The following is a 2,136-nucleotide window of genomic DNA, read 5'->3' as shown; positions in this document are numbered from 1 at the left end:
TATCCGACACACGACCTTTGATTTCCCCACCCTTCAAATGTACGGAGCTTTTTCAGAAATCAAATATTAGTCCTATAGTGTGTGAGATGCAATTTTGGCAGCAATATGTACACAAAAGCCGTCAACAGTTTTGTTGAGTAAGCGTTCGGGATTACGACCAGTATTTTGAATTTCGTGAAAAACACCTTCTACACGCTGGCGAACACGACTAATAAAACGCTTCAAATCATCAGAATGTTGAAGATGCTGGTTCTCGCGCTTCAGTGTCCAGATGCGATTACCAGTGCGACGAGCGATCGCTTGCTGCCAATCGGCAGAAATAAATCCTTTGTCTGCGTAAATATGACTGTATTTAACAGTCTCTAAGACACCCTCAGCAGCAATTCTCTCATCTGTGTTAGCAGGCACAATGTCATAAGATATTGGAATTCCATTCCATGTTGACAACATAACTAGCTTGTAGCCGAAATAATGCATATCCCTCGCAGCACACCAACCAGGGGTAGCGTTTCCTGCAAAGTCACTATATCGCTTGTCACGTTTGAGTCCTAATACTGGTAATGGTTTGGTGTCAAGAATAAAATATTTTTCACTCAATCCACCCAATTGCTCTACCCAAGTGCGACGTAGCTCCTCTAACATCCCATCTAATTTGCGTAATCGACGATTGAATTGACTTTGGTCAAGTAAATTTGGAAACCATTCAATGTAATTTCCTCTAATGAAACCGAGAAATTGTGTTTCTCCAGGAAATGGCAGATAATCCATTACCAGTGCTAGTGTCATGATTTCACTATCACTCATGCTTGCTTTCACCCCTGGTTTTAACAGTGTTGTCTTTTTTACTTGCTTGTCATACCAATCATCTACTATGACAAAGATTGTTGTGATTAACGTTCCAAAGTCTATGCTAGTCATGGGGGAAGTCTGAGTTGAAAAGCTGGTAACTTTCATCTTCTTACTTCTCCCGCCTTTTTTCCTAATTCACATTAGGCGTAAATTCAAAATACTGGTCGTAATCCCGAACGCTTACTCAACAAAACTGTTGACGGCTTTTGTGTACATATTGCTGCCAAAATTGCATCTCACACACTACGTTTGTTGCTTCGCCGACATTTTGGCATTAATGTTCTCACTTTCCAGTCTCAACCTCTTTAATTCACATTAGGCGTAACTCAGTTCTACTCGCTCTACTACAGTAGATGTATTTGATCGAGTCTCTAAATATATTGCCAAACGACTGAACGTAGAATTGCGAGACTTTCTTGCTGAATTGAAAAAGCCTCTAATAGAAGTAAATAAAGATAGACAAGGCATCATTCGTCCTTTCGCTAAAGTAACAGCCACTATATTAAAGAATTTAGGGGGGAATTATTTAGCAATTGCACAAGAAATAGAGCAAGCAGCGAAAACCTTCGAGCAAATTGACGAAGATAAAGCTAAGTTTGATGTCTTATTAGTACACAATACTCAAGATAAATATCAGATTAAAGCTATCGCTACTGCACTCACGCAACGAAATCTAAAACCTTGGTTATATGAGGGACAATTTTTACCAGATGAACCATTTCAAAATGATATACAGCAGATAATCCCACTTGTTAAATCTGCCGCTATATTTATTGATTCACAAGAATTAGGGCGTTGGCAGAATTGGGAATTGAAACCATTCATAGATCAGTGTGTTATAAATAAAATCCCTGTAATTCCTGTTTTGCTTCCAGGCATAAGTAATCTGCCTGAGGATTTAGTGTTTTTGAAACAGCTAAGATGGGTCACTTTTTCTAATGGAATTAATGACAAGCCTGCTTTAGATTTATTGCAGTGGGGCATAACTGGAGAAAAACCGAACAACAGTGAGCAACTTGAAGAAAAACCAGGTAAAATACCGACAGAAGATTTTGTTCAAAGTATAATTTTAGGCAATATAGATTCTAACGAAAAAGAATTTAATGAAGTTTATAAAATTGTAGATGGGAATTTAAATTGTTTTGACAGGAAGCTGAATTATCTAAATCAAAATAAAGAAAATTTGTTAAATAAAATACTAGAGGAAAGCAATATAAAAAAGATAGAGAAAAAGCTGATTAAAGAAAATATTAACATCCAAAAAAGTACCAATAACAAGGAAATACT

The 2,136-nt window shown here is 37.2% G+C and carries 2 protein-coding genes; one reads left to right on the top strand and one right to left on the bottom strand.

All coding sequences use genetic code 11. The features are described 5' to 3' along the window. Positions 1-72 precede the first annotated feature (72 nt). Positions 73-954 carry an IS982 family transposase gene (locus tag G1O98_RS37940; RefSeq protein WP_163939571.1) on the bottom strand — a complete coding sequence of 294 codons (882 nt, stop codon included), beginning with the start codon at positions 952-954 and terminating at the stop codon, positions 73-75. Positions 955-1,252: 298 nt separating this feature from the next. Here G1O98_RS37940 and G1O98_RS39165 point away from each other — a divergent pair. Beyond that, positions 1,253-2,136: toll/interleukin-1 receptor domain-containing protein (locus tag G1O98_RS39165; RefSeq protein ID WP_175587032.1), on the top strand; the 884-nt coding region annotated here is incomplete at its 3' end.

This window comes from Nostoc sp. UIC 10630 (genome assembly GCF_010747425.1).
Classification (GTDB): Bacteria; Cyanobacteriota; Cyanobacteriia; order Cyanobacteriales; family Nostocaceae; genus Nostoc.
This window is presented reverse-complemented; position numbering and strand designations above follow the sequence as displayed.

Coding starts and splice junctions, on each gene's coding strand:
- G1O98_RS37940 (WP_163939571.1), bottom strand. CDS start 954: ATGAAAGTTACCAGCTTTTCAACTCAGACTTCCCCCATGACTAGCATA.